Source organism: Shewanella sp. ULN5, assembly GCF_030731885.1.
Taxonomy (GTDB): domain Bacteria; phylum Pseudomonadota; class Gammaproteobacteria; order Enterobacterales; family Shewanellaceae; genus Shewanella; species Shewanella holmiensis.
In genome coordinates this window covers 1-12,680 of the sequence record NZ_JAPJEE010000029.1, presented here as the reverse complement: position 1 = coordinate 12,680, position 12,680 = coordinate 1, and the positions used below count along the sequence as shown (strand labels likewise).

Genomic DNA, 12,680 nt, shown 5'->3' with positions numbered 1-12,680 from the left:
TCTTTTAACACTTGATGGTTAACAAGTTTTTCTGATGTGCTAAATTTCTTAGATGACCATAAATCACTCATTTAAGGCTAATATTTTAGCCATATCGATAGAAATTGATGAGTTGATCACATCGATCGTAACCCTCGCCAAAGCCATGAAAACGAGTTATGTTCTTTGTTCAAGAAATGGGTGGCATTTTTGTGTGGTGTGCGGAAGCATCGTATTGCGTTGCTCACCACTTAAGCGGGCGTTGAGGCTGTAGAATTACTCATTTGGTCAAATTTTAGCTGATTTTAGGGGCTCAAATGCATTGCTTAGTGCGAGATAATCGCTTAGAAAGCGATACAGGAGGCCTAAGAAATGGCTAAATTTATAAAAATAGAAATTCTACAGGCTCGTTACATGCTTTAGGATAAATCGTGCGTAATTCGAAGGAAGTATGTTTAAAGTTCGATGCAATTCCTCATCCAATTAAAGAAGGTGAGAAACTTGGCATCGCCATTGAAACGATCGGTAAGCTTCCGATTAATGGATTGCGCCACAACCCAGAGAATGGAACTTGTGGCTGGTATATTTGGTGTGGTGAGGAAATGTCGCAAGAAGAAGACTTTTTCAAACCTCTTCATGTAAGTCATATCGGGGAATACCTGCCTGAGATAAAACCATATTTATCTTTGCCACCAGGTTTCCGCTTTTTAATAGCAGGTGAGTATGAGGATGTATGGCATGACTCTGCGCTCACCAGCATGTAACAAGCGCCTGCAATTTGACCTCCGGCCACTGTCGTAGCCTCCGGCAGTTGAGGCGGGCGTTATATTCCTAGAGCTTCATCAGCATGGAGAGTTATAAATGAGAGTATTTATTTTTAGTTTTGTTTTACTTTGTTCACAGCTTTCATTTGCATCAGATTTAATTTTAGCTGAGGAAATTAAGTTAAAGTCCGGTACACTTGGGGAAGAGAGAAACTTATTTATAAAACTCCCAAAGAAATATCACGTTGAAGATAATTCGTATCCAGTATTATACGTACTACACGGTCAATGGGATATGCTTTCAACCCTATCGACTATTGACCTATTAGAAGATCAAATTCCAAACTTTATAGTTGTGGGTATCGAAAGTAGAGGAAAAGAACTTACTCCTGAAAATGGAAAAACAACCCCATTTGCTCAATTTCTTGCGACAGAAGTCGTATCTTTTGTTAATGATAATTACCGAGTTGCACCTTATACAATTCTATCTGGGCATTCTAATTCAGGCCGTTTCGTCTTAGATTATTGGTTAAGTAATAATCCTGGTTTTTCTAAATACTTCGCTTTCAGTCCTTCTCTTGATGATAATTACATCTTAGATATGGTATCCAAATCAAAAATTGAGGATTTAAAAAAGAAAGCTCCTCTTACGATCACTATCGCAAATGAAGGTGAGCATATGCAAAACCCTTTTACTGAATTAACTCAGAAGTTAAGTAACTTATCTAAAAGCTCTTTTGAATTCCAAAAATTCCCAGAGCAATCTCATAGAACCACTAAACATTCTTCTATGCAATATGCTTTACAGTCAACATTTGCGGGCTGGGAACCAACCTACGAAGTAAAAACTTCAGGGTTAAACGGTTTAAAAAAACACTATACAGATTTATCTAAAAAGTTTGGGTTTAAGGTTTCTGTTCCAATCGAAACCTTGCAAAAGTTAACAGCTCATTATGCTATTTCTGAAAATGCGACTGAAGAACTTAACAAGCACATAGCTTTCACAATTAATCAATCTTCAGAAGGCATAGATGCACTGTTTGAAATATCTGACTATTTATCTAGCAATGGATATAAAGAAGCCGGTGAAAAAATTCTCAATGTAATATGTAATCAGGCTAAAAATAATCAAAGGTGTAGTGGTTAGAACGGAATATAATCGGGTAGCCGGAGGTATCTAGCCCCCAGCCCCACACCACATGCGGCTCCGCACAGTGTTCAAGAAATGGGTGGCATTTTTGTGCTTGTTCTATTTGAATAGATGTAAGAAAGAAGTCGTGAGTTTGGCTTGCAATCGAGGGCAAGGGTTACCAAGGAGAAGTTCACTTGTTAGTATTTTGAACAAAAAAAGAATACAGTGGACTAAAAGAAGACATGTAATTTTAAAATGGAGTTTAAGTTGCTAAAAATCAGATCATTAATCCTCGTGAGTGTGTTTATTGTTATTTCTACATTTCGCCCAGATGCTATTGCTGAGCCTAGCCAGTTTGACATTGATAGTATTTTTTCCGAATGGGAACAAGTTGACCAGCCAGGCGGCACTGTAGCAGTTATTAAAGAAGGTAAACTCATTTTCAGTAAAGGATATGGCTTAGCCAATATCGAGCACTCAGTCCCTAATACTCCAACCACCGTTTTTAGAATTGCATCTACCTCAAAACAATTCACAGCAGCGACTATTCTCCTATTAGTTCAGCAACAAAATTTGAATTTAAACGATTCGCTCTACTCTTTCTTTCCAGATTTTCCAGATTATGCAAAAGACATCACCATAAGACATTTGCTCCACCACTCTAGTGGGGTTAGAGATTATTTTAACCTAAAAGAGTTAAAAGGTTTTCGAACTGATGATTACTATGATGATGCAGAGGTCATGGGGTGGTTGACCGCTCAACCATCACTTAATTTCAATCCTGGGGAGGAGTTTTTATACAGTAATTCAGGTTATTGGTTACTTGCACAAATAGTGCAAAAGGTAACGGGAGTTTCAATGGCCTCATTCGCTGACAATGAAATCTTTAAGCCTCTGAAGATGCACAATACGCGGTTTCATAATAATCATAACCGTATTGTGAAAAATAAAGCCTATGGATACACCCCCTTCTCTGGACCTGAATTCGAAATTAACATGTCAACATTAGATCTTATTGGTGATGGCGGCATTTTAACTACTGTAGAAGATTTAAAAAAATGGGACGATGAGTTTTATCAACAAAAAGTATTTGATAAAAACTTTTGGGAAAAAATGACAACCGTTGGAACGCTCAATAACGGTGAGCAACTTGATTATGCTTCTGGGCTTCGTATAAGTGATTATAAAGGGCTTAAACAGATAGACCACGCAGGGTGGTTTGGCGGTTTTAAGTCGAATCTGATTAGATTTCCAGAGCAAAAATTTTCAGTCATTGTCCTAGCGAACAGAGAGGATGCTTATTCAACTGGTTTAGCACACCAAGTTGCTGATCTATATTTAAATCAGTTCTACAAAAAAGAAGTTGAAAGTGCGCCGCAGTTTATTGAACTTAACGCAGATCAGTTAAAGAATTTTTCTGGTCACTATTGGAGTGAAGATAGAAGTGATTCACGTCATGTGTATATTAAACAGGGAAAGTTAAAGCTATCACCAGCCCCCGAACGAGAATATGATTTAGCCCCTCTTTCCGAAAAGCAGTTCAAGCTAATGGGTGTGTCTGCTAACGTCATTATGACTTTTATGCCTAAAAGTAATCAAATGTCAGTCTCGGTAAATGGTCGGGATCCCTTTATATGTGATGAGTACACACCAGCCAATTACAACGGCGACCAATTAGCCCAATTTACGGGAGATTTTTACAGTGAAGCATTAATGGTCAATTACCACATTAAGATAATTGACGGTGAGCTACAGCTTCATATAGGTAACAGTCTGATATCTAAGCTTGATGCAGTGCAACAAGATATGCTGGTCAGTCGCAACCTTGGTGTCATCCATATAGAAAGAAACCCCGAAAGCGTAATTACTGGGTTCAAGATGTCCTCAAATCGAGTTAAACATGTCCAGTTTAAAAAAGTGTTGGCTGAATAGTCGAGCTCAATGCTTGCAATAGCAATAGCAATAGCAATAGCAATAGTAAAAGCGTCTAATAATCAATTGCTTATAGCGTGACTTAAAAGTGTTCTTTTACTTTCAGGAAGAAAGATTGCTAGTACTGAGTAGCCCTATAACCTAGGGTTACTTTTTAAGTAGTGATTTTAAATAGTCTAATTAATGTGGAGATAATCTCAATAGCTTCTTAAGTATTTCAGAACTTAGCCATACTTATCATCATCTGAACTTAAGACTTAAGACTTAAGACTTAAGACTTTAGTGCTTCAGTTCTAACAAGCTTTGGTTAAAGTACGTCTGAGGGGATCAACCTAACCCGTTTCTGTCCAAAAATAAGCTAACTTCTGTTTTATATAGCGCTTTCCCGCAGCCAACAATGAAGCTAAATCGAAGAAACAAAAATTCAGGTGCATATGAGCCAGCGAGTATCCAAAACAGGGCGAAGTTTCACTAAGTGAAACATTTTTGAGCGAGAGGCATGGATGCCGAACTGGCTGTTTAACATGGATGTTATTGTTTTGGTTAAGCCCACATGGATGTGCTGCAGCGTCTCGCTGGAACATCTGCACTTGAAGTCAATCTGACGCCTATGAAAATTTAACTGAGTTTTAAAATTTAGTCTGGTCAGGGCAAACTTTTATAAAAACAAATCTTTCAATACGCTTATTTTCCAAATAAACGTAACGTTTAAATCTTTAAACATCGAATTTATATCGCTTTGCCTTTGAGTAATTTTCGCATCCACATTCGATTTGGGTTAAGTAACGTTTGGGTGTCTAAGCCTACTGGTATCACCTCGCCACATAAGTTTGCTGCAAGACATTCGGCGACTAGAGGCGCTGAACTTAACCCCCGAGAACCAAACCCGCCTAATACAAAGAGTCCATCATGAACTGGCGCAGGAGTCGTTTGCCAATACCGCTGCCACAAACTGGGTTTATCATTACTGTTTAATTGGATTTGATAGCGCTGGTTTAATGTTTCCATGTCTGTCGCAAAACCCATAACAGGAAAATGATCACGACTGACCATTCTCACGCCCACTCTGGCATCATTATTACGGGTATCAATGTCATTTGGCCAACTGACATCAGCAAAGCTTTGACGCATTTTTTGACCGTTTTCATGTTGTTCTATCGGGCAAAACGTTAGATTCTCGGGATTTTTAACATAACTAGCTCCCACACAATGAAGGTGTTCGTGGGCTGGTGTGAGGTAACCATTGGCACAAATAACGGTTTTGAGCTGTGCTAATTGACCTTGAGAGGGCACATGACTCACTTGCCCTCTAAATCCACTTAATGGGATTTGGGCTGTTTGGCTAAACTGGGTTAAGGTTTCACCATTAGCCAGTACTAATTGTTTGTGCTGGCCGATAGGGCTGGTATTTGATTCTGTATATAACACCCAGCCATTGTCAGAATGGGTGATGTTGTCAATTTTACAATGAAATTTAATGGTGATGTTACTTAGGGTTGACGCTAGCTCAAGTGATGCCTTGGCAAACTCATGAGGGCAGATCCAGCCACCTAATGGATAGAATAAGCCGTCTTGGTTAATTTCAACCCCAGCAATATGACTGGCCTGCCATGCCGATACGGGCAGGGCGATGTCACTTGGCCATGCCTGACCCTCGATGATTTTAGCAAGCCTTGCTGTGGTTCGCTCATCAAAGCCTGTGTGTAACACCCCACAGAAGTCATGACTTGGTGTAAACCCTTGGCGAATGAGGCGTTGAACGCGTTGGCGGCTATACAAAAAAGCCTGCTGATAAAATCGGCTGAGAGCATTATTTTCTGGGGTTAATAATGGATAAATGGCTCCTTGGCGGTTTCCTGAAGCCCCCTGTGCCAGCATGTTATCTTGACAATAAAGTACAACATTTCTGCCTCTTTCAGCTAGCGATAGGGCAAGTGATGCACTGGCAATCCCACCGCCGATAATACCAATGGTGTCAGCAATGAGTGGTGGGGTTAATGAGCCTTGATAAGCAAAATTAGCTTGCTGTTGATTTCTAAGCGCCTGGCGCTCCTGGCATGCTATGACATCAACCCCATTCGAATGAGTCTGGTGTTGATCTAATAACTGAAATCCACAGTGTTTGATGATAGCTTTTAACTCGTTAGCTAAAGGCTCTATCGCGTGTTGGTCAATATCATAAATACTCAACGCAGCATTATCATAGCTAAGCCTACCCAGTTGCCATATTGCTGCAGATGAGTAAAAGTGATCCCTGACTGTCGGCAGCAACGTACTACTGGCGACAAACCAATGTTGAACAGTTTGACGATGGTTCGCGATGGCGTTTAACTGTTCAATCGGCGAGCCAAAATAGCAGTCAATGGTAACGTTGCTTAGTAGGTTTAGCCGCTGGCAACCTTCTATTGGCGCAATCGCAATGTCTTTAATCAACGGGGTTAACGTTTGTGTTAGCGTGGTCACAAAATGGGTAAATTCCATTTGTTGTGCCTGAATGTGTCCCGTTAATAAACTGATGTGTAATCGTGGCGAGGGTAATGTTGAGCCACTTTGAGTCACTTGAGTAAATGCATCGATTAAATCATGTAGGTTTTCAGGTTGCATTAATCCAATGTGGCCAATATGGACTAAGTCATGGGTTGCCGCCTCTTCTCCTGTCAGAATAAGCTGCTGGAGGTATTGTTTATAATGATTTACGATGAATAAATTAGTGCTTTTACTCAAAAAATTTTACTCAAACAGGAATAATTGGCATTATTTTACCTGTGTTTATGGAAAGCTGACCACTTAAAAGCACTAAAACAGATATTATTGCCGCAATTAAGTGCCGACATCTACCAAATGGATATCAAATAATGAAAAGAGTCGTGATCACCGGTCTAGGTGTAGTTTCAAGTATCGGTAACAACAAGCAAGAAGTTCTAGATTCACTTAAAGCTGGCCGTAGTGGTATTACCCATTCGGATCAGTTTGAAGAAATGCAGTTACGTAGCCACGTTTGGGGTGATATCAAAATCAACCCAGCAGATCACATTGACCGTAAAGCGTTACGCTTCATGGGTGATGCGGCGGCTTATGCTTATATCGCCATGCAAGAAGCGATAACCGATGCTAACTTAACCGAAGAGCAGTACTCAGATTTTCGTGTTGGTTTGGTAGTGGGCACTGGTGGTGCGTCATCTTCTAATCAGGTACAAGCTGCTGATACGTTACGTGAAAAAGGCGTAAAGCGTGTTGGTCCTTACATTGTGCCACGTATTATGGCCAGTACAGCCAGTGCTTGTTTAGCAACGCCGTTTAAAATTAAAGGTGTTAACTACTCAATTAGTTCTGCATGTGCTACATCAGCACATTGTATCGGACATGCTGTTGAGCTTATTCAAATGGGTAAGCAAGATATGGTATTTGCCGGTGGCGCTGAAGAGGTTGATTGGACACTCACCATGGGCTTTGATGCGATGGGCGCGTTATCAACTAAGTACAATGATAATCCGACTAAAGCGTCTCGTACCTATGATGCTGACCGTGATGGCTTTGTTATCTCTGGCGGCGGCGGAATAGTTGTTGTTGAAGAGTTAGAACACGCTTTAGCGCGTGGGGCAAAGATTTATGCTGAAGTAGTCGGCTATGGCGCATCTTCTGATGGTTATGACATGGTAGCGCCATCGGGTGAAGGTGCTGTTCGTTGTATGCAAATGGCGTTAGCCGATGTTGATACTCCAATTGACTACGTTAACTCACACGGCACCTCAACACCTGTTGGTGACGTGCGTGAATTAGAAGCTTTGCGTGCAGTGTTTAAAGACAATATTCCGCCTGTAGCGTCAACTAAGTCGCTTACAGGACATGCTCTAGGCGCCGCCGGTGTTCATGAAGCGATTTATAGTATGTTAATGATGGAAAATAGTTTTATTGCGCCAAGCATCAACATTGACAACCTTGATGAACAAGCTAAAGATATTCCTGTTGTGCGTGAGCTACGTCAAACAGAGCTAACCACCATTATGAGCAATAGCTTTGGTTTTGGTGGTACAAACGCAACATTAATTCTTCGTAAATATAAGTAATTATTGATTTAGTTTGTTGCTGAAGACCCAATAAAAAACCAGTCTAACGACTGGTTTTTTATTGGGATTAATTTAACAAAATAACTTTCAAATCTATTTTGTAAGCATGATGACTATTGCATCATAGGCCCAAAGCCTAAGCTCCATAAAATAATACTAGAAGCCATTAAGGCAACTAACAGGACTAAACCTGCCGTGACTACTGAGCTAGCATAAATGAAGCCTTTTTCTTCAGGAATATTCATGATGATAGGTACGCCAGCATAAAGTAAATACACTGAGTAAGCTAAGCCGACTAAACCTACGACCATGATAAACCACAAGACTGGATACAGCGTCGCAAACCCCACCATGAATAATGGTGTTGCTGTATATGCAGCTAATTCTACGGCTTGAGTATATGTTGGGCTAGCATCAAAGGTTTTACCCATCCAATAAGCCAGATAAGCTAATGCCATCACGCCAGCAATTAAACCGAAGTACATGCCAACTGACATAAACATTGCACTTTCACTGGTTAAAAATAACGGTTCGCCAGCGCCTGGATTCCAGCCGATGTGCGCTGTTGCAAAATATGAACAAATAGCAGGTATGAGGGCAATTAGCAGTACATGACTTAAGCTACTTTTTAATGCCTCATGGTTTTTTTCAATCGTTTGCCACTCTTGTTTAGGATGAGTGTATAGCCCCATTAAGTGATTTAGTATCATTATTGTTATCCTTGTTCAGCACATTACTACAAGTTCGCCAAACTACAGACGAACTGACTACAGCTCTTTACAATCGCCTTAATCAGTCCAACACATACTTAGCGCTACAAAATTGAGTAGTAAACTTGCTAAGTAATGACCTCATTCCCAATTTGAAGTCTATCCACTTAAGGTGATTGATGCGCTTGTTAATGTTTGGTTAAATTTAACTGCGCCTAGACTATTTATTGAACATAAAAAGCGTTTCGTCAAGCGGTATTATGTTTTTGTCTTCAGAAAAAACCACCTGCTAGGTATTATGTCAGCTTAGATTGAAAAGGATAATCTCACTCATGCAGCAATTACTTGCCCCCATAAATGCGTTTTTAGGTTGTGAAACTCCCGAGTCATGGATACAGGCAGCTAAAAAGCCTGAACAATTAAACGTGTTGCTAATTGATCATTGCAATTGCGAATTAAAAGCCGCGCAAACAGCAATGATGATGATCCGTAAATATGCGATTGATAAAAGTAGTGCTGATATTTTAAAAGCGTGGGCCAAGCCTTATGAAGATTTTGTGTATAGTCAAACCCGAGATGCGCAGGCATTTTTAAATCGTGATGTTAAGAAAAACGATATCACTAATGATCTGGTGGCAAGTCATCATTTAGCCATTAGTGTGGATTTACTGAGCAAAATGGTACGACTGATTAAAGAAGAGTTTCATCATTTTGAACAAGTTTTGCAGATAATGACAGATAGAGGTATCGCCTATACCAATATGCGTGCAGGGCAGTATGCCAGACAATTGATAGGGCATGTTCGTACCCATGAACCCTTAACCATCATTGATAAGCTAATTGTTGGGGCATTTATTGAAGCCCGATCATGTGAACGATTTGCCAAGTTGGCACCGCATTTAGACCCTGAGTTAACCAAGTTTTATACGTCTTTATTACGTTCAGAAGCACGCCACTATCAAGATTACCTCTCTTTGGCTGAAGCGGTGGCTGGTGGCGATATCAGTGAACGTATCGATTTTTTTAGAACAAAAGAAGCTGAGTTAATCCTTGCTGAAGATAATGATTTTCGATTTCACAGTGGTATGCCTACTGTGGAGGTATTACTGCATAAAACCACGAAGTGATCTTTAGCTGGATGTGATGACAAGGATTAGCGTTTTGATGTGAGCAACCCTAATCTATTAAGCGAGAGCGAGGGTTAGTATGGATGGGTAATGTTGGCAAATTTAAGCCATCTTGCTTGGCGAGACGTCAAAGGGCAATTGCAGCAAATGACAACCATCAGGGTTTACCATTAGCACGCTACCTTGTGTATACCAATCACCGACGACCACTCTTTGTCGCCCATTAGGTAATGGATGAATAGCTGGACGATGAGTGTGTCCGTGGATCATTAACGAACAACCCGTTTGTGCCAAAAGATTATCTACAGCACCAGGTTCGACGTCCATAATCTGATATTGCTTTTGTTTATTACCAAGCTGGCTTTTTTGCCTGATTTTAGCGGCAATGTTTAAGCGAGTTTGCTTAGGCAGATGGCAGTATATCCAGCGAATAACAGGGATACTTCTAAAGCGTCTAAATCGTTGGTAAGCAATATCTAAAGTACACAAGCTGTCGCCGTGGAGTACTACGGTGGCTTTTCCATATAATTGGGTGATGAAAATATCAGGTAATAAAGTCATACCCGCTTGATTGCAATATGATTTCCCTAACATGAAATCACGATTGCCCTGTGTAAAAAATACGGGTATCTGCTTAGCTACACAGGCTAATGCATTGGCAATTTCTTGGGTAAAAGGCTCTGCAATATCATCACCCATCCAGACTTCAAACAAGTCGCCAATAATGTAAAGGGCTTCTACATTATGTAAACCTTGCTGTAAAAACTGCAAGAATGCTTGGGTGATGTCGGGGCGATCGGCACTTAAGTGCAAATCACCCACAAAAGCAGTCTGCATTACTTAACAGATACACTTTGAATGATAATGGCTTCTAATGGCACATCTTGATGCATGCCACGATTGCCGGTAGCAACGCCTTTGATTTTTTCTACAACATCCATACCTTCTACCACTTCACCAAATACACAGTAACCCCAACCTTGGCTGGTTTCTGATTTGAAATCTAAAAAGGTATTATCGTTTACGTTAATGAAAAACTGCGCGGTTGCTGAATGCGGATCAGAAGTACGTGCCATAGCAACAGTACCTTTGCGGTTAGATAAACCGTTGTTTGCTTCATTTTTGATCGCTTCATTGCAACGCTTTTGACCCATATCTTCAGTAAAACCACCGCCTTGAAGCATGAAACCATCAATCACACGGTGAAAAATAGTGCCATCAAAAAAGCCATCTTCAACATACTTCATAAAGTTAGCTGCTGTGATAGGCGCTTTTTCAGCATCTAATTGCAAAGTAATGTCGCCCAAGTTGGTATGTAAAGTAATCATGTTTTCTCACCTAGATAAAATAATTTGCGCGATTCTAACTTATCTTGATTGACTCATAAAGTGCAGTGTTCAAAACCGTGTGCAACATGATAGACTCAGTGCAAACAATATTCCCACTAAACTGGTATACAAGAGAACTTCGATGTTAAAGATCTACAACAGTATAAGCCGTGAAAAACAAGAGTTTAAACCGATTAACCCAGGTAAAATTGGGATGTATGTGTGTGGCGTAACCATTTATGATTTATGCCATATCGGTCATGGCCGTACTTTCGTATCTTTTGACATGATAGTGCGCTATCTACGTTACATTGGTTATGAAGTTAATTTTCAACGTAATATTACCGACGTTGACGACAAAATTATTAAACGTGCCAACGAAAATAACGAGTCTTGCGATGCGTTAACAGAGCGTTTAACCGCTGAAATGCACAAAGATTTTGATGCGCTGAATATGGTTCGCCCTGACTTTGAACCTAAAGCAACCCTGCATATGCCAGAGATTATTGATATGGTGCAGCGTTTATTAGATCGAGGTCATGCCTACGTTGCCCCTGATGGTGATGTACTTTTTAGCGTGGCTTCATATAAAGATTACGGCCGTTTATCAGGACAAAACTTAGATCAACTTCAAGCCGGTGCCCGTGTTGAGGTGGATCAAGGCAAACAAAATCCTATGGATTTTGTGTTATGGAAAATGTCTAAACCAGGTGAGCCTACTTGGGAGTCACCTTGGGGTCCTGGCCGTCCTGGCTGGCACATTGAATGTTCTGCAATGAACAGCAAGCATTTAGGAATTCATTTTGACATTCATGGTGGTGGCAGCGATTTACAATTCCCGCACCATGAAAACGAAATTGCTCAGTCTTGTTGTGCCCATGACACGCCTTATGTGAACTATTGGATGCATTCGGGCATGGTGATGGTTGACCGTGAAAAGATGTCTAAGTCTTTAGGTAACTTTTTCACTATTCGTGATGTTCTGGAGCATTATGATCCAGAAACCGTGCGTTATTTCTTGTTGTCAGGCCATTATCGTAGTCAGCTAAATTATTCTGAAGATAATTTAAAACAAGCTCGTGCGGCATTAGAGCGTTTATATACCGCGCTAAAGGATTTAGACTTAACCGTTGAGGCTGCACCAGCCAACGAGTATATCGCTAAATTTAAAACGGCTATGGATGATGACTTCAATACTCCTGAAGCATACTCTGTACTATTTGACATGGTGCGTGAAATCAATCGTCTTAAGTTAACAGATATGGCGGCAGCGTCTGCACTAGGTGTTAGCTTGCAGCAACTGACATCTGTATTAGGTATCGTTAGTCAAACACCAGAGGCTTTCTTCAAAGGTGAGGGGAGCGATGATGAAGTGGCTGAAATTGAAGCTTTGATTGTTGAACGTAACCGCGCCCGTATAGAGAAAGATTGGCCAGCAGCGGACGTTGCACGCGATCGTTTAAACGAACTCGGCGTTGTGTTAGAAGATGGCCCAACAGGTACTACGTGGCGTAAAAAGTAATATTGACGTCGTCGTTCAATTCAAAAGCCTGCTCATTTAAGCTAATGCTATTCGGATAAGCATTACTGTTTATATTTAAGTGGATAGCGGCTAGGTATATAGAGCACTGATCGTGGATA

10 protein-coding genes are annotated in these 12,680 nt (G+C 40.6%); 6 read left to right on the top strand and 4 right to left on the bottom strand.

All coding sequences use genetic code 11. The annotated features are described in order from the left end of the window. Positions 1–410 precede the first annotated feature (410 nt). The 3 genes from ORI98_RS17915 to ORI98_RS17905 all read left to right on the top strand — a co-directional run bounded on the left by ORI98_RS17915 (position 411) and on the right by ORI98_RS17905 (position 3,807). On the top strand, positions 411–743 hold the full coding sequence (locus tag ORI98_RS17915) for a hypothetical protein (protein ID WP_306136126.1): 333 nt from the start codon (positions 411–413) through the stop codon (positions 741–743). Between the two features lie 97 nt (positions 744–840). Then, positions 841–1,890 carry an alpha/beta hydrolase gene (locus ORI98_RS17910; protein WP_306136125.1) on the top strand — a complete coding sequence of 350 codons (1,050 nt, stop codon included), beginning with the start codon at positions 841–843 and terminating at the stop codon, positions 1,888–1,890. Positions 1,891–2,142: 252 nt separating this feature from the next. Further along, on the top strand, positions 2,143–3,807 hold the full coding sequence (locus tag ORI98_RS17905) for a serine hydrolase (RefSeq protein WP_306136124.1): 1,665 nt from the start codon (positions 2,143–2,145) through the stop codon (positions 3,805–3,807). A gap of 729 nt (positions 3,808–4,536) precedes the next feature. Here ORI98_RS17905 and mnmC read toward each other — a convergent pair. Then, positions 4,537–6,531 (bottom strand): FAD-dependent 5-carboxymethylaminomethyl-2-thiouridine(34) oxidoreductase MnmC, encoded by a 1,995-nt coding sequence (mnmC, locus tag ORI98_RS17900; RefSeq protein WP_306136123.1) that lies wholly within the window; start codon positions 6,529–6,531, stop codon positions 4,537–4,539. Between the two features lie 131 nt (positions 6,532–6,662). Between mnmC and fabB the strand changes: the two genes are divergently transcribed. After that, positions 6,663–7,874 (top strand): beta-ketoacyl-ACP synthase I, encoded by a 1,212-nt coding sequence (fabB, locus tag ORI98_RS17895; protein ID WP_261298951.1) that lies wholly within the window; start codon positions 6,663–6,665, stop codon positions 7,872–7,874. Positions 7,875–7,987: 113 nt separating this feature from the next. Here the strand turns inward: fabB and ORI98_RS17890 are convergent, their stop codons facing one another. Further along, positions 7,988–8,584 (bottom strand): Yip1 family protein, encoded by a 597-nt coding sequence (locus tag ORI98_RS17890; RefSeq protein ID WP_306136122.1) that lies wholly within the window; start codon positions 8,582–8,584, stop codon positions 7,988–7,990. A gap of 332 nt (positions 8,585–8,916) precedes the next feature. Between ORI98_RS17890 and miaE the strand changes: the two genes are divergently transcribed. Beyond that, a complete protein-coding gene (miaE, locus tag ORI98_RS17885; protein ID WP_306136121.1) occupies positions 8,917–9,711 on the top strand; it encodes a tRNA isopentenyl-2-thiomethyl-A-37 hydroxylase MiaE in 795 nt (264 codons plus the stop codon). Positions 9,712–9,813: 102 nt separating this feature from the next. On the opposite strand, the gene ORI98_RS17880 is transcribed toward miaE, so the two are convergent. Together ORI98_RS17880 and ORI98_RS17875 are read right to left on the bottom strand one after the other, a co-directional pair. Then, positions 9,814–10,548, bottom strand: coding sequence for a UDP-2,3-diacylglucosamine diphosphatase (locus ORI98_RS17880; protein ID WP_306136120.1), 735 nt, complete (start codon positions 10,546–10,548; stop codon positions 9,814–9,816). Next, entirely contained in the window at positions 10,548–11,039 is a 492-nt protein-coding gene (locus tag ORI98_RS17875) for a peptidylprolyl isomerase (RefSeq protein WP_306136119.1), read from the bottom strand. Before ORI98_RS17875 ends, ORI98_RS17880 begins: the two co-directional genes overlap by 1 nt. Before the next feature lie 142 nt (positions 11,040–11,181). Between ORI98_RS17875 and cysS the strand changes: the two genes are divergently transcribed. Beyond that, positions 11,182–12,561 (top strand): cysteine--tRNA ligase, encoded by a 1,380-nt coding sequence (gene cysS, locus ORI98_RS17870; protein ID WP_306136118.1) that lies wholly within the window; start codon positions 11,182–11,184, stop codon positions 12,559–12,561. Positions 12,562–12,680 lie beyond the last annotated feature (119 nt).

Excerpts from the sequence above, each read along its gene's own strand:
- fabB (WP_261298951.1), top strand. The coding sequence starts at position 6,663 with ATGAAAAGAGTCGTGATCACCGGTCTAGGTGTAGTTTCAAGTATCGGT.
- ORI98_RS17890 (WP_306136122.1), bottom strand. The coding sequence starts at position 8,584 with ATGATACTAAATCACTTAATGGGGCTATACACTCATCCTAAACAAGAG.
- ORI98_RS17880 (WP_306136120.1), bottom strand. The coding sequence starts at position 10,548 with ATGCAGACTGCTTTTGTGGGTGATTTGCACTTAAGTGCCGATCGCCCC.
- ORI98_RS17910 (WP_306136125.1), top strand. The coding sequence starts at position 841 with ATGAGAGTATTTATTTTTAGTTTTGTTTTACTTTGTTCACAGCTTTCA.
- miaE (WP_306136121.1), top strand. The coding sequence starts at position 8,917 with ATGCAGCAATTACTTGCCCCCATAAATGCGTTTTTAGGTTGTGAAACT.
- cysS (WP_306136118.1), top strand. The coding sequence starts at position 11,182 with ATGTTAAAGATCTACAACAGTATAAGCCGTGAAAAACAAGAGTTTAAA.
- ORI98_RS17875 (WP_306136119.1), bottom strand. The coding sequence starts at position 11,039 with ATGATTACTTTACATACCAACTTGGGCGACATTACTTTGCAATTAGAT.